The 21,365-nt window shown below is 64.5% G+C and carries 31 protein-coding genes; 19 read left to right on the top strand and 12 right to left on the bottom strand.

Going from position 1 to position 21,365, the window contains the following annotated elements; translation table 11 throughout:
• Nucleotides 1–116 precede the first annotated feature (116 nt).
• Together AC1DQK_RS13515 and AC1DQK_RS13510 are read right to left on the bottom strand one after the other, a co-directional pair.
• Nucleotides 117–1,571: a methyl-accepting chemotaxis protein gene (locus AC1DQK_RS13515; protein ID WP_477871296.1), complete on the bottom strand. Its 1,455-nt coding sequence runs from the start codon at nucleotides 1,569–1,571 to the stop codon at nucleotides 117–119.
• A gap of 180 nt (nucleotides 1,572–1,751) precedes the next feature.
• Nucleotides 1,752–3,014 (bottom strand): dicarboxylate/amino acid:cation symporter, encoded by a 1,263-nt coding sequence (locus AC1DQK_RS13510; RefSeq protein WP_477871294.1) that lies wholly within the window; start codon nucleotides 3,012–3,014, stop codon nucleotides 1,752–1,754.
• Between the two features lie 177 nt (nucleotides 3,015–3,191).
• Here AC1DQK_RS13510 and AC1DQK_RS13505 point away from each other — a divergent pair, with 177 nt between their 5' ends.
• Nucleotides 3,192–5,570: an FtsK/SpoIIIE family DNA translocase gene (locus tag AC1DQK_RS13505; protein WP_477871292.1), complete on the top strand. Its 2,379-nt coding sequence runs from the start codon at nucleotides 3,192–3,194 to the stop codon at nucleotides 5,568–5,570.
• 59 nt (nucleotides 5,571–5,629) lie between these two features.
• Here the strand turns inward: AC1DQK_RS13505 and AC1DQK_RS13500 are convergent, their stop codons facing one another.
• Nucleotides 5,630–6,553, bottom strand: coding sequence for an EamA family transporter (locus AC1DQK_RS13500; protein WP_477871290.1), 924 nt, complete (start codon nucleotides 6,551–6,553; stop codon nucleotides 5,630–5,632).
• Between the two features lie 83 nt (nucleotides 6,554–6,636).
• Between AC1DQK_RS13500 and AC1DQK_RS13495 the strand changes: the two genes are divergently transcribed.
• Entirely contained in the window at nucleotides 6,637–7,119 is a 483-nt protein-coding gene (locus tag AC1DQK_RS13495; protein WP_477871288.1) for an Lrp/AsnC family transcriptional regulator, read from the top strand.
• 12 nt (nucleotides 7,120–7,131) lie between these two features.
• Here the strand turns inward: AC1DQK_RS13495 and AC1DQK_RS13490 are convergent, their stop codons facing one another.
• Both AC1DQK_RS13490 and AC1DQK_RS13485 read right to left on the bottom strand, forming a co-directional pair.
• Complete coding sequence (locus AC1DQK_RS13490) at nucleotides 7,132–7,350, bottom strand: hypothetical protein (protein ID WP_477871286.1); 219 nt, start codon at nucleotides 7,348–7,350, stop codon at nucleotides 7,132–7,134.
• Nucleotides 7,347–7,547, bottom strand: a complete 201-nt coding sequence (locus AC1DQK_RS13485; protein ID WP_477871284.1) for a hypothetical protein — start codon at nucleotides 7,545–7,547, stop codon at nucleotides 7,347–7,349. Before AC1DQK_RS13485 ends, AC1DQK_RS13490 begins: the two co-directional genes overlap by 4 nt.
• A 241-nt stretch (nucleotides 7,548–7,788) precedes the next feature.
• Between AC1DQK_RS13485 and AC1DQK_RS13480 the strand changes: the two genes are divergently transcribed.
• The 7 genes from AC1DQK_RS13480 (at nucleotide 7,789) to AC1DQK_RS13450 (ending at nucleotide 11,500) form a co-directional block, all read left to right on the top strand.
• Nucleotides 7,789–7,959 carry a hypothetical protein gene (locus AC1DQK_RS13480; RefSeq protein WP_477871282.1) on the top strand — a complete coding sequence of 57 codons (171 nt, stop codon included), beginning with the start codon at nucleotides 7,789–7,791 and terminating at the stop codon, nucleotides 7,957–7,959.
• Between the two features lie 71 nt (nucleotides 7,960–8,030).
• A complete protein-coding gene (locus tag AC1DQK_RS13475; protein ID WP_477871280.1) occupies nucleotides 8,031–8,315 on the top strand; it encodes an SWIB/MDM2 domain-containing protein in 285 nt (94 codons plus the stop codon).
• A gap of 44 nt (nucleotides 8,316–8,359) precedes the next feature.
• Nucleotides 8,360–8,872: an NAD-dependent epimerase/dehydratase family protein gene (locus AC1DQK_RS13470; RefSeq protein ID WP_477871278.1), complete on the top strand. Its 513-nt coding sequence runs from the start codon at nucleotides 8,360–8,362 to the stop codon at nucleotides 8,870–8,872.
• Between the two features lie 140 nt (nucleotides 8,873–9,012).
• Entirely contained in the window at nucleotides 9,013–9,780 is a 768-nt protein-coding gene (locus AC1DQK_RS13465) for a Crp/Fnr family transcriptional regulator (RefSeq protein ID WP_477871276.1), read from the top strand.
• Entirely contained in the window at nucleotides 9,780–10,484 is a 705-nt protein-coding gene (locus tag AC1DQK_RS13460; protein WP_477871274.1) for an HWE histidine kinase domain-containing protein, read from the top strand. Before AC1DQK_RS13465 ends, AC1DQK_RS13460 begins: the two co-directional genes overlap by 1 nt.
• A 121-nt stretch (nucleotides 10,485–10,605) precedes the next feature.
• The gene (locus tag AC1DQK_RS13455) at nucleotides 10,606–11,148 is read left to right on the top strand and encodes a hemerythrin domain-containing protein (RefSeq protein WP_477871272.1); all 543 of its coding nucleotides are present in this window, start codon (nucleotides 10,606–10,608) and stop codon (nucleotides 11,146–11,148) included.
• A 40-nt stretch (nucleotides 11,149–11,188) separates the two neighbouring features.
• Nucleotides 11,189–11,500, top strand: a complete 312-nt coding sequence (locus tag AC1DQK_RS13450) for a hypothetical protein (protein ID WP_477871270.1) — start codon at nucleotides 11,189–11,191, stop codon at nucleotides 11,498–11,500.
• An 18-nt stretch (nucleotides 11,501–11,518) separates the two neighbouring features.
• On the opposite strand, the gene AC1DQK_RS13445 is transcribed toward AC1DQK_RS13450, so the two are convergent.
• Both AC1DQK_RS13445 and AC1DQK_RS13440 read right to left on the bottom strand, forming a co-directional pair.
• Nucleotides 11,519–11,887: a response regulator gene (locus AC1DQK_RS13445; RefSeq protein WP_477871268.1), complete on the bottom strand. Its 369-nt coding sequence runs from the start codon at nucleotides 11,885–11,887 to the stop codon at nucleotides 11,519–11,521.
• Nucleotides 11,880–13,226 carry a sensor histidine kinase gene (locus AC1DQK_RS13440; protein ID WP_477871426.1) on the bottom strand — a complete coding sequence of 449 codons (1,347 nt, stop codon included), beginning with the start codon at nucleotides 13,224–13,226 and terminating at the stop codon, nucleotides 11,880–11,882. The genes AC1DQK_RS13445 and AC1DQK_RS13440 overlap by 8 nt, the downstream gene beginning before the upstream one ends.
• Between AC1DQK_RS13440 and AC1DQK_RS13435 the strand changes: the two genes are divergently transcribed.
• Entirely contained in the window at nucleotides 13,113–13,649 is a 537-nt protein-coding gene (locus AC1DQK_RS13435; RefSeq protein WP_477871434.1) for a hypothetical protein, read from the top strand. The genes AC1DQK_RS13440 and AC1DQK_RS13435 overlap by 114 nt on opposite strands.
• A 60-nt stretch (nucleotides 13,650–13,709) precedes the next feature.
• On the opposite strand, the gene AC1DQK_RS13430 is transcribed toward AC1DQK_RS13435, so the two are convergent.
• The gene (locus tag AC1DQK_RS13430; RefSeq protein WP_477871432.1) at nucleotides 13,710–13,901 is read right to left on the bottom strand and encodes a hypothetical protein; all 192 of its coding nucleotides are present in this window, start codon (nucleotides 13,899–13,901) and stop codon (nucleotides 13,710–13,712) included.
• Between AC1DQK_RS13430 and AC1DQK_RS13425 the strand changes: the two genes are divergently transcribed.
• The 5 genes from AC1DQK_RS13425 to AC1DQK_RS13405 all read left to right on the top strand — a co-directional run bounded on the left by AC1DQK_RS13425 (nucleotide 13,830) and on the right by AC1DQK_RS13405 (nucleotide 16,141).
• On the top strand, nucleotides 13,830–13,985 hold the full coding sequence (locus tag AC1DQK_RS13425; RefSeq protein ID WP_477871424.1) for a hypothetical protein: 156 nt from the start codon (nucleotides 13,830–13,832) through the stop codon (nucleotides 13,983–13,985). The genes AC1DQK_RS13430 and AC1DQK_RS13425 overlap by 72 nt on opposite strands.
• 161 nt (nucleotides 13,986–14,146) lie before the next feature.
• Nucleotides 14,147–14,431, top strand: coding sequence for a hypothetical protein (locus AC1DQK_RS13420; RefSeq protein WP_477871266.1), 285 nt, complete (start codon nucleotides 14,147–14,149; stop codon nucleotides 14,429–14,431).
• Nucleotides 14,432–14,534: 103 nt separating this feature from the next.
• Nucleotides 14,535–15,620 carry an ATP-dependent DNA ligase gene (locus AC1DQK_RS13415; protein WP_477871264.1) on the top strand — a complete coding sequence of 362 codons (1,086 nt, stop codon included), beginning with the start codon at nucleotides 14,535–14,537 and terminating at the stop codon, nucleotides 15,618–15,620.
• A gap of 119 nt (nucleotides 15,621–15,739) precedes the next feature.
• Nucleotides 15,740–15,943, top strand: coding sequence for a hypothetical protein (locus tag AC1DQK_RS13410; RefSeq protein WP_477871262.1), 204 nt, complete (start codon nucleotides 15,740–15,742; stop codon nucleotides 15,941–15,943).
• A 12-nt stretch (nucleotides 15,944–15,955) separates the two neighbouring features.
• The gene (locus AC1DQK_RS13405) at nucleotides 15,956–16,141 is read left to right on the top strand and encodes a DUF465 domain-containing protein (RefSeq protein ID WP_477871260.1); all 186 of its coding nucleotides are present in this window, start codon (nucleotides 15,956–15,958) and stop codon (nucleotides 16,139–16,141) included.
• 36 nt (nucleotides 16,142–16,177) lie between these two features.
• Here AC1DQK_RS13405 and AC1DQK_RS13400 read toward each other — a convergent pair whose 3' ends face one another.
• Nucleotides 16,178–16,480, bottom strand: coding sequence for a hypothetical protein (locus AC1DQK_RS13400; protein WP_477871258.1), 303 nt, complete (start codon nucleotides 16,478–16,480; stop codon nucleotides 16,178–16,180).
• 132 nt (nucleotides 16,481–16,612) lie between these two features.
• On the opposite strand from AC1DQK_RS13400, the gene AC1DQK_RS13395 reads away from it, so the two are divergent.
• From AC1DQK_RS13395 to AC1DQK_RS13380, 4 genes are all read left to right on the top strand, one after another.
• Nucleotides 16,613–17,134: a hypothetical protein gene (locus AC1DQK_RS13395; RefSeq protein WP_477871256.1), complete on the top strand. Its 522-nt coding sequence runs from the start codon at nucleotides 16,613–16,615 to the stop codon at nucleotides 17,132–17,134.
• 258 nt (nucleotides 17,135–17,392) lie between these two features.
• Nucleotides 17,393–17,917 carry a hypothetical protein gene (locus tag AC1DQK_RS13390; RefSeq protein WP_477871254.1) on the top strand — a complete coding sequence of 175 codons (525 nt, stop codon included), beginning with the start codon at nucleotides 17,393–17,395 and terminating at the stop codon, nucleotides 17,915–17,917.
• Nucleotides 17,918–18,001: 84 nt separating this feature from the next.
• A complete protein-coding gene (locus AC1DQK_RS13385) occupies nucleotides 18,002–18,187 on the top strand; it encodes a hypothetical protein (RefSeq protein WP_477871252.1) in 186 nt (61 codons plus the stop codon).
• Between the two features lie 148 nt (nucleotides 18,188–18,335).
• A complete protein-coding gene (locus tag AC1DQK_RS13380) occupies nucleotides 18,336–19,556 on the top strand; it encodes a UbiH/UbiF/VisC/COQ6 family ubiquinone biosynthesis hydroxylase (RefSeq protein ID WP_477871250.1) in 1,221 nt (406 codons plus the stop codon).
• Between the two features lie 30 nt (nucleotides 19,557–19,586).
• On the opposite strand, the gene AC1DQK_RS13375 is transcribed toward AC1DQK_RS13380, so the two are convergent.
• From AC1DQK_RS13375 to AC1DQK_RS13365, 3 genes are read right to left on the bottom strand one after another with little or no spacing between them, the layout of a single operon-like run.
• Nucleotides 19,587–19,760 (bottom strand): Trm112 family protein, encoded by a 174-nt coding sequence (locus AC1DQK_RS13375; RefSeq protein WP_477871248.1) that lies wholly within the window; start codon nucleotides 19,758–19,760, stop codon nucleotides 19,587–19,589.
• On the bottom strand, nucleotides 19,757–20,383 hold the full coding sequence (locus AC1DQK_RS13370) for an LON peptidase substrate-binding domain-containing protein (protein WP_477871246.1): 627 nt from the start codon (nucleotides 20,381–20,383) through the stop codon (nucleotides 19,757–19,759). The genes AC1DQK_RS13375 and AC1DQK_RS13370 overlap by 4 nt, the downstream gene beginning before the upstream one ends.
• Before the next feature lie 2 nt (nucleotides 20,384–20,385).
• Nucleotides 20,386–21,282, bottom strand: a complete 897-nt coding sequence (locus AC1DQK_RS13365; RefSeq protein WP_477871422.1) for a tetratricopeptide repeat protein — start codon at nucleotides 21,280–21,282, stop codon at nucleotides 20,386–20,388.
• Nucleotides 21,283–21,365: the final 83 nt, after the last annotated feature.

Below are 21,365 nucleotides of genomic sequence, written 5' to 3'. Positions count from 1 at the left end.
GCCGAGGCACATTGCAGCGGCCCTTCTCCTTGCGTGGCGGCGGCTTATCAATATGCGGCGAGACTTCGCGCCCGGTCAGATGGACACGGAGGCCTTGGCGTTGCTCAGAATTCCGCTCATTCCTCGTCGTGGCTGGCGAGGGCGAGATTTCCGCTTGTCAGCCTCGCGTGTGTCCGTCTTGGCGCGGATGCTGCGGGAGCCAAGGCGGTGCGGACTGGACGCGGGGACGTGTCAGAGAGCTTGAAATTGACGATGAGCGATGAAAGATGCCGAGCCTCGTTGGTGAGGCTGCTCGCGGCTGCCGTCGATTGTTCGACCATTGCCGCATTCCTTTGAGTCATCTGATCCATTTCGCTCACGGCAGTGTTGACCTGGTGCAGGCTGCCTGCCTGAGCCTGGGCAGCGATTGAGATCGCATCCACGAGCGTACTGATCACCGAGACGTTGTCGACAATCCTTGCCAGCGATTCGCCGGTCTTCTTGACGAGAGTGACCCCGTTTTCGACCTGCTGCGAACTCGCCGAAATAAGGGACTTGATGTCCTTCGCGGCATCAGCAGACCGTTGCGCCAATGCACGTACCTCGTTGGCAACCACGGCAAAACCCTTGCCGGCGTCGCCGGCCCTTGCGGCCTCGACACCCGCATTGAGAGCGAGCAAGTTGGTCTGGAACGCAATTCCGTCCATCAGATTGACGATCTGCGAGATCGCCTGTGACGATTTCTCGATGTCCGCCATGGCTTCAACGGCTTTGCGCACGACATCGCCGCCTTCGTTGGCGTCATGCTGCGCAGATTTGACCGAGGCGGTGACATGTTCTGCCTTTCCGGCTGTGTCCTTTACACCCGAGGTGACCGAACTCATGGCCACAGCGGTTTCCTGCAGAGATGAGGCCTGATGCTCCGTCCGGCGCGCGAGATCAGCGGCAGCCGAGCCGACCTCGGAAGAGCCGGTATCGATGCCCTGCGCGACGTTTGAGACCTGGGTCAATGTCGAGCAGAGCGATTGCTTGGCGGTGTTAAAGTCCTGCCGGAGCTGTTCATATTGCGTTGGAAAGCGGTCGTCGATGGTATGGGCAATGTCGCCGTCGGCTAGACGCTTCAGCGCCTTGGCGAGTATGTTCACCACAATGTTCTGTTCTTCGGCCGCACGCTCGGACTTAACGGACAATTCCTTTTGCGCAATTGCCGCGTCGCGGAAGGTTACCATGGCCTTGCTTAATCTGCCGACACAATCATTGTAACTTGCGCGCGGGATTGGACGGTCGATCTCGCCAGCCGCGAGTGCTTCCATATCGACCACCGTCTCGACATAGGGGTTGGCAATCAGCCTCCGCATTATCACCCCGGCAACGAGGCCGAAGAGCGCGATGCCCACGGCGACGAGCTTCAATGTCCCAAACTGCTCAGAAGCGGAACGGACGAGGCTGAGGTCGCCTTTGGCGACAGTGTCATTCATCGAGCCATCGAGCAGGACAAATGCCGCGAGCATGATCAGCAAGAGCGAATACAAGCCAAACGCGACAGCAAGCTTCTGCCGTATAGGCGCATCCTGTTCGAACCAACGAAGCATAATTGTCCCCTCCACGTCCCCCGGTGCGTGACCGAAGCTCAACCGAGGCTTAACGCAGAATCCTTTGCTATTCGTGAACAGCCGGCGATTCGGGGGGACGGCGAGCATCACCGCGAATGTCGCTGCGACGTCTGGACTTTGTGCCCGCTGTCAAAGAACTGTCACTGAACGGAGCGGCCGCTATCGCTCGCTCGCGCAAGAGTGAGGGCGGACCGGGCGCCAAACGCGCCGTCCGAGCAGCCGCGAGACGATCGTCACCACCGACAGATCGGCAGCGACATTGGCGCTGGTATCGAGAATGTCAGGCAGCGCGAAGACCGCGATCAGCAGGGTGAGCAGCTCGAACGGGGCACCGAGCACCGCGAAGATCGGGCCATAGGCGGCGAACAGGACCGCCGAGCCCGGCAAGCCGACTATGCCGATATTGGTCAGCACCCCGATCAGGCTGGCGAAGACGATGTGCGCGGCATCGGGATGCACCCCGCACAGCCGCGCGCCGATCAGTCCGGCCGCGACCCCGCCGAAGACATTGCCGAAGCGGAAGGTACTGACAGCCAGCGGAATCACCGTTTCCACGACCGCCGCCGGCAGCGCCAGCCGATCGCGCGCGGCGACGAGCAGCGCCGGCAGGCAGGCCATCGAGCTCTGGGTGCTCGCGGCGATCGCGAGCGGCGGCGAGGCGGCGCGGAAAAAGCGCGCGGGCGCGATGCCACCGCCGACGATGCCGAGCAGCATCGCGCACATCACTGCGCCCGCCAGCACGACCGACAGAAGCACGACATATTGGATCATGCTCGCGGCAAGGCCCAGGCCGATGCCGAGCGCGGCCTGCAGCGCCAGCAGGAAAACGCCGATCGGCGCCAGGCGGAGGACCCAGTCGATGATTACCAGCATGGTTTCGCCCACCCCTTTGATCAGGCAGGTGATCGTTTCGGCCTCGCGCGGGCCCAGGCGGGTGGTGGCAGCGCCGAAGATCGCCGCGAAAACGATCAGCGGTGTCATCGCCGCTTCGGCGGCGGCGGCGATCGGATTGACTGGAATGATCGTCAGCAACTGATCGGCGAAAGACGGCGTCGCCGGCATCGCCACGGCCCCCTTGAGCAACGCCGCGCCGAACTCCACGGGCGGCCACAGGGCCATCACACCGAGCGAAAGCAGCGCCCCGCCTAGCGAAGCGACCGTCAGCAGAAGCGCGAACAGGCCAAGCGTGATGCCGACGATGCGGCCGGCCGAGGCCTGGCGGATCACGGCGGCCACGCCATTTGCCATCAGGCAGAAGATCAGCGGAACGAGCGTCATTCGCAACGCGTTCAGCCAGAGCTGGCCGATCAGCGTGATGTGCTGGACGACCGCGATCATCGACGGTTCGCCGCGCCAGCGCAACATTATGCCGAACAGGAAGCCCGCGAGAAGTCCGCCGAGAATCCACGCCACCCGCCGCATTGCTTAACCCCCGCCAGGAAGCGGGCAGCGTAGGAGGGGAAAGCGCCGAAGAGAAGAGCCTCGCAGCTCCCGCGCGTCACCGGTCCTGTCGCTTGACCGCGACTCCGCGCTATGGGATTCTGCCCCACAGCGGAATTTCCACGGGCGCGACGCCCGAACAGCCGGGCAGACACGGACATGGCAAGTCGTAGCATCACCATTGCCGGCGGGGGCGGCGGACCGGGCGGCTGGCGCGACTCGCTGGCCGGCCTCGGCAGGCGGGCCGGCGCGATCCTCGCCGCGATCGCGCTGCTCGGCACGACGATCGCGCTCGGCTTCGTGCTCGCCAGCTATCATGTCACCGATCCGGCCTGGAACACCGCGGCCGGTGGCCCCGCCCAGAATATCTTCGGCACGCCGGGCGCTTGGATCGCCGATGTCGCTCTCAGCATCTTCGGACCGTCGATCGCGATGGTGCTGCCGCTCGGGCTGCTCTGGGGCTTGCGATTGTGGCGCGGTCATCCGGTCGGCCGCTGGGGGCGCTCGCTGGCGATCGCGCTGTTCGCCGTGCTGTTGCTCGGGATCGGCCTGGCCCTTTTCCGCGGCGGCTCCGTCGCCGGTCTGCCTGCGGGCTTTGGCGGCAGCCTCGGCCTCGGCGGTGCGGCGCTGATCGCGATGGGGCTGAACCAGCTCGCCGATCCGATGCTCGCCAATGGCATCCGGCTAGGCTCGGCCGCGCTGTTCGCCATCCTCGGGGTGACGCTCTGGGCGTGGGGCCTCGGCCTGCTCGGCGACGAGCGTGACTGGCTGTTCCGGCGCGGCGCCTATGCGCGCCGTCCCCTCGAGCCGTTCGACGTGGACGAAGACGAGGACGAGGGCGACAACGGTTTCGAGACGATCGACCGCGCGCCGGTCCCGATCCGCCCACCTCGTTACGCCCCCGTCGGCGAGAATGTCGCCGACGCCCCGCCGCCGGTGATCGCCGACCGCAAAAAGTCCGCGGCGCCCTCGGCCAAGGCGGTCGCGCGCGAGCGGCAGAACAGCCTGCCGCTCGGCGACACCTACAAGCTGCCCAGCCTCGGCCTGCTCGCGCCGCCGCAGCCGTCGAACAATAAGGTAATCGACAAGGCTGCGCTCGAACGCAATGCACGGCTGCTGGAAACGGTACTCGACGACTTCAACGTCAAGGGCCGGATCGTCGAGATCCGCCCAGGCCCCGTCGTCACCATGTACGAGCTCGAGCCGGCGGCCGGCATCAAGGCAAGCCGGGTGATCGCCCTCGCCGACGATATCGCTCGCAACATGTCGGCGATGTCGGCACGTATTGCGGTCATCCCGGGACGCACCGTGATCGGCATCGAGCTGCCCAACGCGAAACGTGAATCCGTATCACTGTCCGAACTCATTGCCAGCGACGCGTTCGAGGACATTACGGGGCTGGGCCTCGTCCTCGGGAAGAATATCGGCGGTGATCCCGTGGTCGCCGATCTCGCCCCGATGCCGCACCTACTCGTCGCAGGCACCACCGGCTCGGGCAAGTCGGTCGGGCTCAACTCGATGATCCTGTCGCTGCTCTACCGGATGACGCCGGATCAGTGCCGGATGATCATGATCGATCCGAAGATGCTCGAACTCAGCATCTACGACGACATCCCGCATCTGCTATCCCCGGTCGTCACCGATCCGCCCAAGGCGGTGCGCGCGCTCAAATGGGCGGTCGAGCAGATGGAGGACCGTTACCGGATGATGTCCTCGATCGGCGTCCGCGGCCTCGCCAGCTTCAACGAGAAGGTGCGCGCCGCCAAGACCAAGGGCCAGCCGCTCGGGCGGCGCGTCCAGACCGGCTATGATGCCGAAACCGGCCAGCCGATCTACGAGGAGGAGAAGCTCGAATTCGAGCCGATGCCGCAGATCGTCGTGATCGTCGACGAGCTCGCCGACCTGATGATGACCGCCGGAAAGGAGGTCGAGTTCCTGATCCAGCGGCTCGCACAGAAGGCGCGCGCGGCCGGCATCCACCTGATCATGGCCACCCAGCGGCCGTCGGTCGACGTCATCACCGGCGTCATCAAGGCGAACCTGCCGACCAGGATCAGCTTCCAGGTGACCAGCAAGATCGACAGCCGCACCATCCTCGGCGAGCAAGGTGCCGAACAGCTGCTCGGCAAGGGCGACATGCTCTACATGCCGGGCGGCAAGCAGATCATCCGTGTCCATGGGCCGTTCGTCTCCGACGACGAGGTCCGTGCGGTCGCCGACCACTGGCGCAGCCAGGGTACGCCCGATTATATCAATGCGGTTACCGAGGAGCCCGAGGACGGCGGCTTCGCGATGGAAGGCGGCCCCTCCGGCCCCGACGACCCCGAAACCCAGACCTATCGCCGCGCCATCCAGCTGGTTGTCGAGAACCGCAAGGCTTCGACGAGCTGGCTGCAGCGCCAGCTGCGCGTCGGCTATAATTCGGCGGCGCGGCTGATCGAGCGGCTCGAGAAGGACGGCATCGTCTCGACGCCCGACCATGTCGGCCGCCGCGAGGTGATGATCGAGGTCGCCGATCTGGGGCGCTTCTTGAGTTAAAGTGCATCCGATCTTCTCGGACCCGGCCCGTCGCCCCGGCGGAGGCCGGGCCGCGGTCGTCAAGCGCCTCGCGCTGCGGCAAGGGTAGCAGGTGCCTCGCCGCCTTCGGACCCTTTGCGCGTCGACAGGATCATCCCGATCGACGCGACGACCACCAGCGTCACCGCAAGCCACTGCAGAACGGTCAGCTGCTCGTGCAGCAGGACGGCGCCCGTAATCGCGCCGATGGCGGGCTCGACGCTCAGCAGCACGCCGAAGCTGTTCGACGGGATGCGCTTCAGCGCCACCATCTCGAGCGAATAAGGTATCGCGCTCGACAGGATTGCAGTGACGACGCCAAGCAGCAGCAGGCCGGGCGCCAGCAGCGCGCTTCCCGCCTGGTAGACGCCGACCGGCACCACCAGCAGCGCCGCGGTCGCCATGCCGAGGGCAACCGACTGGCCGCCATGGAGATGGCCCGTCTGCTTGCCGAAGACGATATAGAGCCCCCAGAACAGCCCTGCGGCGAGCGCGAAGAGCATGCCGGTCGAATCGAGCGCATGATCCGCCGCGCGGATCGGCAGCAGCAGGAGCAACCCCGCCACCGCCAGCCCGACCATGGCGAAATGGACGGGACGGCGGGAGGTCAGCAGCGCTACCGTCAGCGGCCCGAGAAACTCGATGGCGATCGCCAGGCCCAGCGGGATCGTCCGCAACGCCATGTAGAAGCACAGGTTCATGCTGCCCATCGCCGCGCCATATCTGACCGTGGCAAGCAGGTCGGCGCGGGTCAGCCCAGCCTGCCAGGGGCGCCAGATCAGCATCAGGAGCAGTGCCGAGAATCCGACACGATAGGCAGTCGTCGCCTCGGCGCCGACCAGCGGGAAGAGCTGCTTGGCGAAGGAGGTGCCGATGCAGAAGGCGAATATCGATCCCAGCAGCGACAAATAGGGTAGCGCGGGATAAAGGCCGGCGAGCCTGCGCGGAATTATCGTGGTGAACATGGGGAGTGGATAGCCGAAATGCTCTGACGGTGTTCGGCGATTTCTGCCATGAAATGGCGGAAACAGGCGGACTGGCACCTCTTATGACTGAATCCATTGAAATCGATTCTTTCGATCGGCGAATCCTGGCGATCGTCAGGCGAAACGTCCTGGAGCCCGCGCGCGTGATCGCCGAGCAGGTCGGCCTGTCGGAAAGTGCCGTGCTGCGCCGCTTGCGCAGGCTGCGGTCCAGCGGTGTGATCATTGCCGACGTGGCGCTGATCGACACGGCCCGATTGGCGCCAGCCATCACCATCCATGTGCTTGTCGAGTTGATCCACAGCGGCCTGAAGGCAGAGCGCGCCTTTGCCGCGACCCTCGAACAGCGGCCAGAGGTGATAGCGGCATGGAATGTCACCGGCCGCACCGATTTCCTGCTGATCGTGTCGGTGCCGTCGATCGAAGCCTATCAGCGCTTCGCCGACGACGTGCTCGCCTCAGATGACAATGTTCGCGCCTTCGAGACGCTGGTCAGCCTGCGCGAGATCGTCCGGTTCGATCCGTTGCGCGCGGGCGAACCGGCCTGAACCGGCGACGGATCACCGGGTTACCGGGTCGCGCGGCTCCACGGTGCTGTTGTCGGGCGCCGCGCCCGGCGTCGAGCTGATCGGTGTACGGTCGATCGGTTCGACGGTGCTGGCATTGTCGGCGCGTTTCGATTCGCTGCTGTTGGGGCCGGCCATGTCCTGCCGCATGTTGCAGCCCGCCAGCGCCACGACCGACAACAACAGGGCAGCGGCCGCCTTGCCGCCGGTCACGAGTCCGCCTCGATATCCTCCCCGGCGCCCAGCACATCCTCCTCGTCGCGGTCGAGCTGTCGGTCGATCTCCTCCGCGATCAGGTCCATCTGGTCGTAACTGGCAACGATCTCCACGGTATTGCCGTCGTCCGTGTTGAAGTGGATCAGATAGTCGTCGTCGCGCTTGGTGATCTCGAACCCGGTGAGCGGTGGCATGAGCTATTCCTTTCGGCCTTGAGGATGGTGCGCACATCGTGGCGGCGGACGCCCTCTCAAACGGCCGAGATCACGCGGGGTTCAAGCGTGTCAGCGAAACAATCTGAAAATTATCAATATCTTATCGTGCATCAGTAGCGAAAGGGTGGAGGCTGCTGCAAGGTCGTCGAACCAAAATCGGGCGCGGAGCCATGACGGCTGGCAAGCCGTTGTCAACTGGACCGCTTCATGAGGAACAACCATGGGGCGGACCATCATCGGCCGGTTTGAAACCCGGCGGGGCGCCGAACTGGCGGTCGAGCATCTCGCCCAGGATCTCGGCGTCGAACGCAGCGACATCTTCATCGATCTACGCGGATCTTGCCCGGCCCCGTCACGGCGGCTGCCGACATCATCTTTCCGCTCATCCTAACCTCGCGCGCTGGATGGACCCGCACAGCGCGAAGGAGCGTTTGAGCGGCTGCCTGAAATGGGAGAACGACTATGCCAGCGACCAAGAAGAGCGGTGCGAAGGTTGATGGCCTTCACCGGCCGGTACAGCCATCCGATGAACTGGCCCAGATCGTGGGCTCCAAGCCGATGACGCGTGCCGACGTGGTCAGCAAGCTATGGGAATATATCAAAAAGCACGACCTTCAGGACGCGAAGGACCGCCGCAATATCAAGGCCGACGACAAGCTGGCCAAGGTGTTCGGCAAGAAGGAAGCGTCGATGTTCGAGATGAACAAGCATCTGGCTGCACACCTCAAGCCAGTGGTCGGTTCATAGGACCGTCGGCGAAGCCGACATCGTCAATCCGTTGCCACTCGATATTGGAGTGCACGCGCCGCATATCGCGTATATACAACCTTGCCTGCGCGGCCTCGCCGCAACAATGTCAGGCAGATCCGGAGCATATGATGCTCACCAATGTAGTCGGCACCGACCATCTGCTGAGACTTGCCGAGCGCGCCGGCGCACGCTTCGTGCTGAGTTCCACCAGCGAGGTCTATGGCGATCCCGAGACCCATCCGCAGCATGGGGATTACCGCAGAAGGGTAAGCTGCACCGGCCCGCGCGCCTGCCATGACGAAGGCAGACGCGCCGCCGAAACGATGACCTTCGATTTCGCGCGAATGCGCCGTGCCTGGGTTCGCGCAGCCAGGATCTTCAATAGCTACTGGCCACACATGCACCCCGACGACGGTCACGTCGTTTCCAACCTGATCTGCCAGGCGCTGCGGGGAACGACATCACTATCTATGTCCACGGCGCACAGCGCCTGGTTTGCGCGGGAGATCGGCAGCTGGTGGAACATGACAGGCTCCAAGGGTGCCGCAGCCTGAGCGCAATCCTCCGGCGCCCGGCGCCGACATGCCATTCACGTTAGCTTTTGGCCCGCCTCGTCACTGCGGCCGGGTCGGGCAGCAGGCGGTTAACTTATGTCAATCCTCTGTATTTTGTAATGGCTTAGGGTTGGCTGCACATGACAAATGAAGATGTACTCGCCACCAGGCTTAGCAATTTTACAAAGCTGTCCGACGAAGAGTGCCAGGCATTGCGCATGCTCGCACGCGACCGGGTCCGGCGGGTCGGCGCGCGCGTTGATCTCGTCCGGGAGGGTGAACGGCCCCGCAGCGTATTCCTGATTCTCTCGGGCTGGGCCTACCGCTACAAGACGATGGAAGACGGACGACGGCAGATCGTCAGCTTCCTGCTGCCCGGCGACCTGTGCGATCTCAACAACTTCGTCCTTGCGGAGATGGATCACACGATCAGCGCCCTGACCGCTCTGCACTTCGTCGAGCTGCCGCACGAGCGCGTCGCTCAGATCTGCGAGGAATTCCCCCGCATCGCACGTGCACTGTGGTGGCATATGCTGTCAGCGATATCGACACAGCGACAGTGGACCGTCAGCCTGTCGCGCAGCGCGCACGAACGCATCGGCCACTTGTTCTGCGAACTGTTCCTGCGGCTCCAGACGGTGGGGCTTACACGCGGCAACATGTGCGATCTGCCGCCTACCCAGACCGAACTGGCAGAGGCGACCGGCTTGACCCCGGTGCACGTCAACCGGACCCTTCAGGAAATGCGCGCCGAAGGATTGATCGTGCTGAAGGACAGGATATTGGAAATCCCTGACCTTGCGCGACTACAGCACGCGGTGCTGTTCACGCCGAACTATCTCCACCTTGGCCAGGCGGAGGCTGGGACGAGTGTCGAAAAGGACGTCGCACCCGCGGTGGAGATCTGATGAACCAGCAGGAGATCGAGATCGCTGCACTGCGAAGCGCCCTCAAACAGGCGCAGGTGCGGCACGAGGAAGACGCATCGAGGATCGCCGAGCTGGAGGCTCAGGCGGTTGCCGCGCGCGCCGATCTTCAGCATTATGTTCGGAATACGCTGGCCGTGGTCCGGTCGATCGCGCGCCGTACCGCCGCCAATTCCGAAAGCGTCGAGGACTATCAGGATAATCTCGATGGCCGGATATCGGCATTTGCCCGCGTCCAGTCGGTGTTGATGCGCAATCCTGGCAGCGGCATCGATCTCGGATTGCTGATCGCCGACGAACTGATCGCCTTTGGAGTGGGGCTCGGGAAGGAGGCGCGACTGGACGGCGCTCCGCTCCGGCTCAAGCCCAAGCCCGCCGGGCTGCTGGGTCTGGCCATTCACGAACTGGCGGTGAACTCGATCAAGGTCGGCGCGCTTGCCGTCGGCGGCAGCATCGCCGTCGCCTGGTCGGTAGAGCCTAATGGTTCGGAACCGGGCCTGCGGATCAACTGGTCGGAAGCCGGCAAGGTCCCCGGCGCGGACATGAATGAGAAGAAGCAGGGATTTGGCCCCGAGGTGCTCAAGGAAGCCATTGCCTACGAATTGTCGGGATCGGCCATCATCGATGTCTCTTCCACCGGTCTGATGTGCCGCATCCACCTCCCGCTCGAATGTCTGCTGAACTGAACGCGCGGTGATGGCGGGCGGGGTCCGCAACGGGTGGCCTCTTCCTGATGCAGTCCTGTCGCGAACGCCGGAACCATCATGCCCGCCGCGCGATTCCCGGAAAAGCACCAGGAGCCCGTAAATGTCCTTCCTCGACAGGATCATCGCCATCGTAACGCCGGGCGAGAGCGAGCAGGATCGCGCCGCAGCCCGCCATAATGCACGCCAGGTGGCAAGCCCCGGCGACTGGCTGAACATGGTGCTCGATCATCATGAGCAGATCGAGGCGGCCTTCGCGAAGGTGCTGCGGGCCGTGGATTCCCGTGCGCGAACCACTGCCCAGAAAGATCTTGCGGTGCTGTTGACCAGCCATTCCAATGCGGAAGAATCGGTGCTTTATCCGGCTCTGGCCGAAAGTGGCGAGAAGGGCGCGGCCAGCCTGGCCTATGAGGAGCAGGCCATGGCCAAGGTCCAGATGGCCCTGATCGAGAAGATGGATCCTGCTTCGCAGGACTATATCGAGACGCTCGAGCATATTCGCGGCGCGGTGATCCATCACATGTACGAGGAGGAGAGCCACTGGCTCATCGAACTGAGGCAGCATGCGCCGGCCGGTGACCATGAGATGCTGACGTCGCGCTATGCGGAAGAGATCGCGCGCTATTCAGGCGCGGAACTGGCTTGATGGCCAGGGCGGTGCTGGCACCGGCTGAGAGAACGAGACTATGACGGACCGCGACAAGAAGACCGGACGACCGGAACTGAAGAGCGGCTATACGGGCGACGAAGAACCGAGCGAGCCCGAACCGGGCTCGCCGATCCGCACCGAAAGCTTTACGGCCGAACAGAACCGCGGCCTGCGGCCACCCCGGGAGGGGAGCGGCGTCGTCATTGGCAGCGGAGCCGCGGCAGGCGGCGGTGGCGGCGCGGAGGACCATGACACGGACCCACAAGCGGGAGACGGCGCGCGGCGCGTCAAGCATGCGGAACGGCGACCTTCAGAGGGCGGCGACGCGCCCGTCGGAGGCAGCCGGTAGTAGGCGGCGGCCTTTAGCTCAGGCAAGCATGGTCTGCACCAGATCGGCGATACGACACGCCTTCAGCGGCTTTTCCACCCGCATGATGTCGGCGAAGCGGTCGGGAACGGCCCATTCGTCGTAGCCGGTGGCGAAGAGGAACGGAATGCCGCGCTCTTTCAGAAGATCGGCGATTGGAAAGATCATCTTGCCCCGCAGGTTGATGTCCAGCACCGCCGCATCGATCTTGGTCTGTGCCCGGATCAGGGTGGCAGCTTCATCTACCGACGGCACGGGACCGAGGATATCAGCGCCAAGCTGGCTCAGCTCGTCACGCAGATCGTCGGCGAGAAGATACTCGTCTTCGGCGATAAGAATCTGGCATCCCTTGAGTTTCTGATCAGCCATTGCTCGTCTCCAATCGAATGTCCTCGCAGGGAACGTTCACCTCGATCGTACAATGTACGCCGTCAGGCTCGAACGCGTAGCTCGTCCGCGCACCAAGCGAATAGGGCAGTGCACGCTCGATCAATTCCCTACCATAGCCACTTCCCCGCGAGCACTCGTCGCTCGGTATCGCGCCGACGCCACGCTCCCGCCAGTCAATCCACAAAGGGCGCTCGTCCCCTTTTGCACCTCCTACGCGCCAACACACCTGAAGGCCTCCTTCTGCCCTTGAAAAGGCACCATATTTCACAGCATTTGTCGTAAGCTCATGCAAGGCCAGCGCGAGCGTCTGAACCGCGGCTGAGCGGAGCGATACCCCTTTCGGGCCGTCAAGCGAGATCCGCTCGGCCCATTCAACACTGTTTAGCGGCACCTGTGCAGCAAGCTCCGACCGCAGCAGCGCATCGAAGGTAACTCTCATGCCGTCACGTTGCGACAACAGGCCCTGCACGCGCGAAAGGGCCTGGAGCCGGTCCTCGATGCACTTCTGGAACTCTTCAAGGGTATCGCTGTCCTTCAGCGTCCGGGTGGTGACGGATTGCACCACCGCCATCAGATTGCGCGTCCGGTGTTGCAGCTCGGCCACAAGCACCGCCTGTTCCTGCTGCAGCTGAAGGATGTCGTCGACGTCCGTTGAAGTGCCGAGCCATTCCACAGGGCCGCCATCGTCGCCGCCGACCGGCAATGCGCGCGTGCGGAAATGGCGATAGCGACCTTCGTCGAGGTGTAGGATACGTGCCTCGAACTCGAGCACGCCGCCTCCTACAGCATTGCCCCATGCTGCCAGCGCGTCACTGCGATCGTCGGGATGGAAAGCGTCCAGCCAGCCCATCCCTCGACACTCATCGGCGGTCTGGCCGGTATAACTCGTCCATTGCGGGCTGGACCATGTCCACTGTCCTCCATCCAATGCGCGCCACACGAGTTGCGGCATGCCTTCGATCAGGGTGCGGAAGCGCAACTCGCTCTGCTTGAGCGCGTCGAGCATGGTGCGCTGGTCGTGGATGTCCGTGCCTGCCGCGAACCACGCGATGATCTTGCCCTGATCGTCGCGCAGCGGCTCCGCCCTGATCAGCAACCAGCGGTAACCGCCTTTCCTGTCACCGATCCGCAATTCGGCCTGATAGGCCCAGCCTTCGGATATGGTGGTGGCCCAGGCGGCGCGGGCCGCATCGCGGTCCATGGGATGAACCATGTCGATCCAGCCGCGGCCATGCGCTTCCGCTTCATTCTGCCCGGTATAGGAGAACCAGCGCCGATTGAACCAGTCGGCATCGCCAGCGGCATCGGTACGCCACAGCAGATCGGGCACGAGATCGGCAATCGCGCGGAGCGACGCTTCCGTGCGCAGCAATGTTCGATTGACCTCCTGCACCTCGCGGGTCCGTTCCTCAACACGCCGGTCGAGGTGCTGGTTGATCTCGTGGAGTGTGTTGTTGGCGGCTTCCAGCTCCTCGGCGAGCACCTGCATCTCCTCGAACGCTACGCGCAGTGCTTCCTCGCTTTCGTTCAGCCGCCGCGCGGCTGCATGATCGGTTGGTTCCTCGGCCAGGCGCCGCAGGGCGAACTGCCTGTGCGCCTCGCGCAGTTCGTGCGACAGGTCCGCGACGCGCCGGAGCAGCCGATCCCGATCCTCGACGAGGCGTTCATTCTCCTCGAACGCCGACTCAAGCGCAGCCTTCAATTGCTCAACCTCATCGAGCAATCTCACATCGCTACGTGACCTGTCATAATCCGCGGTCATATTCGAACCCTGTTACAGGCAGGATAACGCAAGAGCACGTCAAAAGACGCCAAAAATTAATCCACTGCGAACCCCCAAAGTCGTTTGCATCGTTATCGAGGGGAAGGAGATTGTCCTGTCTACCAAGGACATCATCGTAATTGCTTGTCCGCCGGCGGGATCGAGGCTCTGCAGCGCCTGTGTGCCAGCCTGCGTGGTGACCTTCCATCGGCGATCTTCGTCGCCCGGCATCTTTCGCCTTCCACCCGCAGCGTCCGGCCAGAGCTTCTCGCCAAGGGGCCCGCTTCGCGCCGTATCGCCGGCGGAGGGGCATGAGATCGAGCCCGTCATATCCATGTGGCGGCGCCCGATAGTCCGAACAAGATTTCTGCGAGGAGGCGGCGCGCGACGACGAGCCGACCTCCTGCTGCGGTAAGCCGTTCAGATGATTAACCCTGCTTAGGGGCACCCGTTGCCGCTGGACTAATCTGCACGCTATGATCGATCGGGTGATATTGGAGCACCGCAGTCTCGACATTTCCAAGCCGGTGCTCTGCGGGCAAGCGGGCAGCGAGCGGATACTCGTCGAGCTGGATACCAGCGCCACGATGAAGCTGTGCCCGCAGGGCAGCAGCGCCGACACGCAGCGTGTCATCGACCAGGGTTATGACCGGATCGTGCGCGCAGTCGAGCGGCTGCTCGAGGCGCGCTGTTCCGAGCGCTCGCGCGTCGATCACAGAACCCACATCATCGTCTCCGCACTGGATCTGGACGCGGAATAATCTGATTTGCCACCTTGTGGAAAAGTCGTCGTCGACGCCGCAACGATAGGAACGACCTCGTCGCTCATGCGATTGAGCCGTTTCCTCGAGCGGAGGAGAGAACATGGACACGCCGGCAAGGTCGCGCGCGACGGCCGACGCCGCCCGACCGGCTGCTGGCGATCCGCCGATCCAGCCGATGGAGGCGCGTCTCGCCGATACGCTTCCCGTGGGAGCAGGCTGGCAATATGAGCCCAAATGGGACGGTTTTCGCGCGATCGCGGTACGGCGTGGCGGGCCTGTCTCGCTGACATCGAAGTCCGGCAAGCCGCTCGACCGCTATTTCCCGGACATCGTCGCCACACTCGAAGCCGTGGCCGAATGCGAGTTCGTCCTGGATGGCGAACTGGTGATCCCGGTAGGCGATCATCTCTCCTTCGGAGCGCTGCAGGCGCGCCTCCATCCGGCGGCCAGCCGCGTCGCACGCCTGGTGCGCGAAGCCCCTGCCCAGTTCATTATGTTCGATTGCCTGTCGTCGCGCGGCAACCGGCTCGACGGAGCGCCATTGCGCCGACGGCGCGCGGCGTTGGTAGCGCTATTCGCTGATCTCGACCGGCCCGACCTGCTGCTGTCTCCGGCGACAACGGACGCCGGCATCGCGCAGCGCTGGCTCGACGACAGCGGCGGCGCACTCGATGGCGTCATCGCAAAGCCCCTTGCCGAGCCCTATCGCGCCGGGGAACGCGCGATGGTGAAGGTCAAGCAGCTACGCACCGCCGACTGTGTGGTCGGCGGCTATCGCGAAACCGACAACAGGGAGGTCGCGTCGCTGCTCCTCGGGCTTTACGACGAAGCAGGACGGCTCGATCATGTCGGCTTCACTTCGGCATTCGCCGCGGAGGATCGCCGGCAGTTGAGCGCCGTCGTCGAGCAGCATCGCGGCGGGCCCGGCTTCACCGGCGACCGGCCCGGCGGCCCCAGCCGGTGGAACGCCGGCAAGGAGAAGCCATGGATTCCGCTCCACCCCGAACTGGTAGCGGAAGTGATCTACGATCAGATCACCGACGGCCGCTTCCGCCACGGCACGCGCTTCCTCCGCTGGCGCCCGGACAAGAATCCCGCGCAGTGCGATCGCAGCCAGTTGGTTCGCGAGCTGCGCCCCAGCGAGCTCGCCGATGTCATCGCGCCTTCACCGGCCCGACTGCGATAAAGCAGAGCTACATTTTCCAGCCTTTGGAACCACTTGACGATTTAGATGCAATCACCAAAATATCGAATCGGCGGTTTCGCCATTTTGGAAGGAGTGACAGGAAGAAAGGAGGCAGATCCATGTCCCTCTCCCATTTTCGCCATCCCCTCGATGTCGCCGAACATCCCAGCCTCGAACCTGAGGTCAAGCGCGCCATCCTCGCATCCTGGGCTTCGGATGCCGCAGCGATATCCGGAAAGCCGGCCTTGCGGCGCCCGGCGGGACTCGGCCGTCCCGTTCCGGTGGACGACGTCCTCGACGCGCTGAAGTCACTCGATAGCTGAGAGGAGGAAATCATGTCGAACAAGTTCCTCACCTATCTCGAGCGGGAACATGCGCGACTGGAGCAGCTTGTCGCGAACGAAGCCCGCAAGCTCCAGCCCAGCCAAATCGAACTCGCGCGCCTCAAGAAGATGAAGCTGGCGGTGAAGGACCAGATCGCCGCGTGGCAGCACGACAGCCGGGCGCTTGCCAGCGCCTGAAGCGCCGGGGCGGGTCGCCCCGCCCCGGCATGCGCATCATTGGCGATCGGGATCATCGTGGACCCAGGCGGCGATCTGGTCCTGCTGCCCTTCCGACGGCGGCGGAACATCGCCTTCCTCGTCGGGGCCGAACCAGGCCTGCTCGTCGTCATCGCTGCCGCGCGGTATCGGCGGCGTGCCGTGCCGAGCCCTCACGATCGGCAGGTGATCCTGGATCGCCTGCTCGCGACGTCCGAGACGACGGGCGATCTCCGACACCGGCGCGCCGGCGGTGTCGAGCTGCTGCACCAATTCCAGATCGGCCTGGGTCCACTCGGGATCGCTGACATCGTCAACCATGATCTTCTCTCCGCGCATCCGTCGCGCGGACGACGAGGCATGCCGTGTAAACTTAGCATGGCCCGGTGCGTTCCACCCCAGAGCTGAGCCGTTCGGGCTACAGGCACAGGGCGAGAAGCGGCGGAGCTGGTGATGGCAGCAAAGAAGCTCAAGGTCTTCAGGACGACGATCGGCTTCCACGACGCCTATGTGGCCGCGCCCAGCCAGAAGGCGGCGCTCGCAGCCTGGGGCAGCGACCATAATCTGTTCGCGACCGGCGCGGCCGAACAGGTCAGCGACGCCGCCCTGACCGCGGAACCGCTGGCGAAGCCCGGCGAGGTGATAAAGAAGGTGCGCGGCTCGGTCGGTGAACATCTCGCCGCACTCACGGAAACGAGCCGGCCACGCCGCAGAGCCCGGCCCACCCCTGCCGCGACACCCGTCCTCCCGCGCCCGAGCCGCGCAGAACTGGATCGCGCCGAACAGGCGCTGGAAAAGGCGAAGGCCGCTCGCGACGAAACCATGGAGCAGCTTGCCCGGGAGGAAGCAGACTTGGCGCGCCGCCGCCGGAATCTGGAGCGCAGGCATGAGCGCGAGGCAGAACGGCTTGCCTGCATCCTCGACGAAAAACGCAGCGAATATTACAAGGCGATGGCCTCATGGCGCAGCGGATGAGCCTTCATCGGCACGAATTCGCCGCCTCAACAGCCAATCGCCAGGCCGCTACGGGGGAGAAGCGACCTGGCGACATCATGGGCATACCAGATATCTGGGGGGGTAACTGGCAGCTCCATAGATAGATGGTACCGCCGATGCAGCGCTAATCCATGATGGCGCGTTTATACGTCTCGGCGCGTGCAGGCGCCCGCTTGGCGCTACGCGGCGGGAATAGTTGATGATATCGGCGATGGTCCTGGTTGCGAAGAGGGAAGCATGAAGAAGATTGGCCTTTTGATCCTGCCTGCCGTGCTGACGCTGGGAGCGGCGCAGCCTGGCGCGATCGTCGACGGCAACCAGACGAAGCCCGCGGAAGGCGAACGGATGAGGTCGGTTCGGGACAGCGCCGGGCGGATCGCGTCCCAACCGGTGAAGGATGTCGGCGTGGTGCGCACCAATTTCCCTCCGGTCCTGCTCGCGGCGCGCGAGGACCCCTACAGCCTCAACGGCATCAAGACGTGCCGACAGATCTCCGCCGCTTTCGCCGAGCTCAGCGAAGCGCTCGGCCCCGATTTCGCCGCAGGGCCGGCCAAGAAGGAAAACCGCGCCGGCAAGCTTGCCGAAGCAGGCGGGCAGACGGTGGTCAACTCGCTTATCCCATTTCGCGGCCTGGTGCGGGAGATAACCGGTGCCGCACCGGCGCAGCGCCGGCTGAACAGCGCCATCGACGCGGGCTACGCCAGGCGGGGATTTCTGCGCGGGCTGCACACCGCCCGTCGATGCCGGACACCGCTGAGCTGAGGCTTAAGCGTCGGCATCGATTATTTGCTGGCCGCGGCTGGCCAGCACGCTATCGTCATCGCTCAGCAGAGGGAGAGGAAGCCAATGCTCGTCATGTTCGTCGGTACCGACAGGGTCGAAACCGCGGTCAATGCGTCGCAGATCACCTTCATATCCTCGGTGACCGAGGGAACCCGCATCCGCTTCGGCGAAGGCCGCAGCGTCACGGTCACCGAACCGATGGCGGAAGTTGTCGAAAAACTCAACGAGATGCTGAGACCGCACGAATAGGACGCCGTGGTCCTGATACCGAAGAGCATAGCTTGGGCGTAGCGCCCGCGTGATCAAGGTCCAAACCATCGACGAGAGCCTGATTCACGCTTTCGGTGGGAAGCGCATAGCGCTTCCACCTCAAACGATCAGGCTCTAAGACGGCCAAATGGAACGCCAAGACGTCATCATCCTCGGCGGTGGGCTGGTCGGCCTTACGCTCGGCATCGCGCTCGCCCGTCACCAGATCAGCGCGGCCGTCATCGATCCGGCCGATCCCGACCGGACGCTCGACGCCGGTTTCGACGGCCGTGCCTCGGCTGTCGCGAGCGCACCCTGGCGGATGCTGCAGGCGATCGGCGTGGGCGCCCTGCTGGAAGGCAAGGGCTGTCCGATCCAGTCGATCAAGGTGCAGGACGGGCTGAGTCCCGAGGCGTTGATGTTCGAACCATCGGCCGACGACGGCGCGTTGGGCCATATGTTCGAGAATCGCGACCTGCGGCGTGCGCTCGATAGCGCCGCGCGAGCGACCGAGGGTCTGACATTGTTGCGGCCATCGCGCCCTGTCGACGTCCAGCGCGATCTCGACGGGGTTCGCGTGACGCTCGCCGATGGGCAGGTCGTCACCGGTTCGCTGCTCATCGGTGCCGAGGGCCGCCAGTCGCCCAGCAGGGAAGCGGCCGGGATCAGCGTCGCCCGCTGGAGCTACGAGCATGTCGCGATGATCGCGTCGATCGCGCACGAAAAACCGCATGGCGGGGTCGCCCATGAGATATTCTACCCGGCCGGGCCGTTTGCGATCCTGCCGCTGATCGACGGGCAGGAGGGCGAGCACCGTTCGGCGCTGGTGTGGACCGTCGACAAGAAGCAGGCACCCGCGATGCTCGGCCTGCCCGACCGCGCCTATCAGGCCGAGGCCGAAAAGCGGATGGGCGGCATATTGGGGCAGGTGAGGATGATCTCTCCACGCAGCTCCTTTCCACTCGGCTTCCATCATGCCGCGCGGATTACCGACACGCGCTTTGCGCTGGTCGGCGACGCTGCGCACGGGATCCACCCGATCGCCGGGCAGGGCGTCAATCTCGGCTATCGCGATGTCGCGGCTCTGACCGAAGTTCTGGTCGAGGGCATGCGCCTTGGCCTCGATCCGGGCGACGCCCAGCTGCTCGCGCGCTATCAGCGCTGGCGCAGCCTCGACAGCTTCATGGTCGCCGCCTCGACCGACGGCCTGACCCGGCTGTTCGGCATTCCCGGACGCACGGCAAGGACGGTGCGGCGGATCGGCCTGGGCGCGGTGCAGCGCCTGGGGCCATTGAAGGGGCGGTTCATGTCCGAGGCGCGCGGCGAGACCGGCGCGTTGCCAAGGTTGCTGCAGGGACTGGCGATCTAGGGATTGCGCGTCTTTGCGGGGAGGGAAGGTCTATTTCCGAATCTTCCGAGCCTCTTCGACCAGCATGACCGGCACGCCCTCGCGCACCGGGAAGGCCAGACCCGCTGCTTCGGACACCAGCTCACCCGCCGCTTCGTCATAGCGTAGCGGCGTCCGGGTCACCGGACATACCAGCACAGCGAGCAGTTCCGGATCGAGGGTCATTGGAGCGTCGCGGGTTCGTCGTCCCCGCGACGGAAGAAGCCGAGGAACTGAGCGAGCAGATCGGCACGGTCGGCAAGGGTTGCGGATTCGAGCAGCGCCTGCTTGGCCGCCGCGTCGAATGGCGCGATCGCCGCGATGGCGTTGACCAGTGTCTCGTCATCGAGCCGGCTGACCGCGGTCCAGTCGACCGCGACCCCGCGGCTGTCGGCGAAGCGCCGCGCCTCTCGCTCGATTTCGGCACGGACGATGCTGGGCAATGGGTCGGGAGCCTCGGCATCGGCAAAACCCGAAAGGTCGGCCTCGACTTGCCGAAACGGAGTCGAGACTTCGAGTTCGCGCAGCACGCGGAAGCGGCTGATTCCGTCGAGCACCAAGTTGAAACGGCCGTCGTCGAGCCGTTCAATCTCGCGGATATGGCCGATGCAGCCCACATCGAACAATGGTGGGGGCTCGCCCGGTCCGCGCGGCTGGATCATCGCGATGCGCCGGTCGCGCGCCAGCGCGTCGGACACCAGCGCCCGATAGCGGGGTTCGAAGATATGGAGCGGCAACTGGCTGCGTGGAAACAGCAGGGCGCCTGCCAGCGGAAAGATCGACAGGCGTTGCCCCACCAGCTGCGCCATGATCAGGTGAACAGGATAGCCGAGAGCCGGCGGCGCTGGTCGCGCACCCATCCATCCTCGAGGCCAACCACCTCCATCAGCTTGAGCAGTCGGGCGCGTGCGGCACCCTCGTTCCAGTCGCGATCCCGGGCTATGATTTCGAGCAGCTCATCCGCGGCGCCATCGCGATCGTTGGCCGCCATCAGCCCGCCCGCCAGGTCGAAACGGGCTTCGTGGTCGTCCGGATCGGCTGCGACCCGCGCTCGCAGCGGGCCGAGATCGTCGACCGGCTGCGCCTCGCGGGCGAGCGCCACGGCGGCCAGGGCACGTGCGATCGGCGCGTCCTTGGTCTTGTCGGCCGGCACCGTCGCAAGCAGCGCATCGGCCTCGTCGAGTTCGCCGGCCTTGACCATCGCGCGAGCAAGGCCCGAAATCACGCCGGAATCCTCCGGTGCCATCTCGATCAACTGGTTGAACACCGACAGCGCGCGCTCGACATCGCCAGCCTCGAGCACCTCCTCGCCCATCGCGATGAGCGGCGCGATATCCTCTTGCAGCCTGCCGGCCGCGCCCTGGACCGGCACCTGGCGCAATATCTGGTCGAGCATCTGGGTGAGCTGGCTCTCGGTGCGCGCCGGCGTCAGGTCGGCGACAAGCTGCCCCTGGAACAGCGCATAGACGGTCGGGATCGACTGGACGCGAAACTGCGCCGCGATCATCTTCTGCTCGTCGACGTTGATCTTGACGAGGATTACGCCCTTGTCGGCATAATCCTGCGCCACCTTGTCGAGCATCGGTGCGAGCGCCTTGCACGGCCCGCACCATTCGGCCCAGAAATCAAGGATTACCAGCGAGGTCATCGACGGTTCGACCACGTCCCGCTTGAACGCTTCGATCGCTTCCCGTTCCGCCGCGCTCATCCCCAACGTCGCCACCAATGATTCTCCTGCAGGCCTTTGGTCTGCCCCCTTATGTGGGAGGCTGCCGCCCGATGCCAAGTCCC

This window comes from Rhizorhabdus sp. P4_G5, assembly GCF_056401065.1.
Note: the sequence above shows the minus strand (reverse complement) of the source record. Positions and strands in the feature narration are given on the sequence as shown.

Bases quoted from the DNA above. Each gene is read 5' to 3' on its own strand.
- AC1DQK_RS13515 (WP_477871296.1), bottom strand. From the start codon at position 1,571: ATGCTTCGTTGGTTCGAACAGGATGCGCCTATACGGCAGAAGCTTGCT.
- AC1DQK_RS13510 (WP_477871294.1), bottom strand. From the start codon at position 3,014: ATGCGGCGGGTGGCGTGGATTCTCGGCGGACTTCTCGCGGGCTTCCTG.
- AC1DQK_RS13505 (WP_477871292.1), top strand. From the start codon at position 3,192: ATGGCAAGTCGTAGCATCACCATTGCCGGCGGGGGCGGCGGACCGGGC.
- AC1DQK_RS13500 (WP_477871290.1), bottom strand. From the start codon at position 6,553: ATGTTCACCACGATAATTCCGCGCAGGCTCGCCGGCCTTTATCCCGCG.
- AC1DQK_RS13495 (WP_477871288.1), top strand. From the start codon at position 6,637: ATGACTGAATCCATTGAAATCGATTCTTTCGATCGGCGAATCCTGGCG.
- AC1DQK_RS13485 (WP_477871284.1), bottom strand. From the start codon at position 7,547: ATGCCACCGCTCACCGGGTTCGAGATCACCAAGCGCGACGACGACTAT.
- AC1DQK_RS13480 (WP_477871282.1), top strand. From the start codon at position 7,789: ATGGGGCGGACCATCATCGGCCGGTTTGAAACCCGGCGGGGCGCCGAA.
- AC1DQK_RS13475 (WP_477871280.1), top strand. From the start codon at position 8,031: ATGCCAGCGACCAAGAAGAGCGGTGCGAAGGTTGATGGCCTTCACCGG.
- AC1DQK_RS13465 (WP_477871276.1), top strand. From the start codon at position 9,013: ATGACAAATGAAGATGTACTCGCCACCAGGCTTAGCAATTTTACAAAG.
- AC1DQK_RS13460 (WP_477871274.1), top strand. From the start codon at position 9,780: ATGAACCAGCAGGAGATCGAGATCGCTGCACTGCGAAGCGCCCTCAAA.
- AC1DQK_RS13455 (WP_477871272.1), top strand. From the start codon at position 10,606: ATGTCCTTCCTCGACAGGATCATCGCCATCGTAACGCCGGGCGAGAGC.
- AC1DQK_RS13450 (WP_477871270.1), top strand. From the start codon at position 11,189: ATGACGGACCGCGACAAGAAGACCGGACGACCGGAACTGAAGAGCGGC.
- AC1DQK_RS13445 (WP_477871268.1), bottom strand. From the start codon at position 11,887: ATGGCTGATCAGAAACTCAAGGGATGCCAGATTCTTATCGCCGAAGAC.
- AC1DQK_RS13435 (WP_477871434.1), top strand. From the start codon at position 13,113: ATGAACCATGTCGATCCAGCCGCGGCCATGCGCTTCCGCTTCATTCTG.
- AC1DQK_RS13430 (WP_477871432.1), bottom strand. From the start codon at position 13,901: ATGCCGGGCGACGAAGATCGCCGATGGAAGGTCACCACGCAGGCTGGC.
- AC1DQK_RS13420 (WP_477871266.1), top strand. From the start codon at position 14,147: ATGATCGATCGGGTGATATTGGAGCACCGCAGTCTCGACATTTCCAAG.
- AC1DQK_RS13415 (WP_477871264.1), top strand. From the start codon at position 14,535: ATGGACACGCCGGCAAGGTCGCGCGCGACGGCCGACGCCGCCCGACCG.
- AC1DQK_RS13410 (WP_477871262.1), top strand. From the start codon at position 15,740: ATGTCCCTCTCCCATTTTCGCCATCCCCTCGATGTCGCCGAACATCCC.
- AC1DQK_RS13405 (WP_477871260.1), top strand. From the start codon at position 15,956: ATGTCGAACAAGTTCCTCACCTATCTCGAGCGGGAACATGCGCGACTG.
- AC1DQK_RS13400 (WP_477871258.1), bottom strand. From the start codon at position 16,480: ATGGTTGACGATGTCAGCGATCCCGAGTGGACCCAGGCCGATCTGGAA.
- AC1DQK_RS13395 (WP_477871256.1), top strand. From the start codon at position 16,613: ATGGCAGCAAAGAAGCTCAAGGTCTTCAGGACGACGATCGGCTTCCAC.
- AC1DQK_RS13390 (WP_477871254.1), top strand. From the start codon at position 17,393: ATGAAGAAGATTGGCCTTTTGATCCTGCCTGCCGTGCTGACGCTGGGA.
- AC1DQK_RS13385 (WP_477871252.1), top strand. From the start codon at position 18,002: ATGCTCGTCATGTTCGTCGGTACCGACAGGGTCGAAACCGCGGTCAAT.
- AC1DQK_RS13380 (WP_477871250.1), top strand. From the start codon at position 18,336: ATGGAACGCCAAGACGTCATCATCCTCGGCGGTGGGCTGGTCGGCCTT.
- AC1DQK_RS13375 (WP_477871248.1), bottom strand. From the start codon at position 19,760: ATGACCCTCGATCCGGAACTGCTCGCTGTGCTGGTATGTCCGGTGACC.
- AC1DQK_RS13370 (WP_477871246.1), bottom strand. From the start codon at position 20,383: ATGGCGCAGCTGGTGGGGCAACGCCTGTCGATCTTTCCGCTGGCAGGC.
- AC1DQK_RS13365 (WP_477871422.1), bottom strand. From the start codon at position 21,282: ATGAGCGCGGCGGAACGGGAAGCGATCGAAGCGTTCAAGCGGGACGTG.